This is a genomic window from Acidovorax sp. KPB24-03 (assembly GCF_057546605.1).
In genome coordinates this window covers 1-844 of record NZ_BAAJYR010000805.1, presented here as the reverse complement: position 1 = coordinate 844, position 844 = coordinate 1, and the positions used below count along the sequence as shown (strand labels likewise).

Sequence of the window (844 nt, the reverse complement as noted above, 5' to 3'; positions counted from 1 at the left end):
CTGCCATGCCCGCCGCCGCACCGCGCCGCGCGACCGCCGCCTTCATGCGGTCGCACCCGGCGCACTGGATCGCCCTGGGCTTCGGCGCCGGCCTGTCGCCCAAGGCACCCGGCACCGTGGGCACGCTGTGGGCGTGGCTGGCCTATCTGGTGCTGCAGCAGTGGCTCGCGCCCCTGCATTTCGGCGTGCTGATCCTGGCCGGCACGCTCGTCGGCTGGTGGGCCTGCACCACCACCGCGCGCCACATGGGCGTGGCCGACCCCGGCAGCATCGTGTGGGACGAGGTCATCGCCTTCTGGCTCGTGCTGTGGCTGGCCATGCCCATGGGCTTTTGGGGGCAGTGCGCGGCGTTCGCGCTGTTCCGCTTCTTCGACGCCGCCAAGCCCGGCCCCGTGGCCTGGGCCGACAGTTTGTTCAAGGGCTTCGGCTGGCGCGGCGGCTGGGGCATCGTGTTCGACGACCTGGTGGCGGCCTTCTGCACGCTGGTGGTGATCGCGCTCTGGAGGCATCTGTGGTGACACCGGACGATTCGCTATCAAAATCAGAGCATGATGCCCTAGGAAATATTGCACTGGAGGCCCATTTGACCCACATCGCCGGGGCACTCGTGGCGCGCGGCGCGATGCTGGCCACCGCCGAAAGCTGCACGGGCGGGCTGATCGCCGGTGCCTGCACCGACCTGGCCGGGTCGAGCCGCTGGTTCGAGCGCGGCTTCGTCACCTACTCCAACGCCGCCAAGACCGACCTGCTGGGCGTGCCCACCGCCCTCATCGCAGCGCACGGCGCCGTGAGCGAGCCCGTGGCGCGCGCCATGGCCGAGGGCGCCGTGGCGCGCTCGCTGGCG

2 protein-coding genes are annotated in these 844 nt (G+C 71.2%); both read left to right on the top strand.

The window, feature by feature from the left end:
* Window positions 1-5 precede the first annotated feature (5 nt).
* Window positions 6-518, top strand: coding sequence for a phosphatidylglycerophosphatase A family protein (locus AC27KI_RS26125; protein WP_487116761.1), 513 nt, complete (start codon window positions 6-8; stop codon window positions 516-518).
* A gap of 65 nt (window positions 519-583) precedes the next feature.
* Window positions 584-844, top strand: a 261-nt coding sequence (locus tag AC27KI_RS26120; RefSeq protein ID WP_487116759.1) for a CinA family protein, incomplete at its 3' end; no start/stop codon positions are given.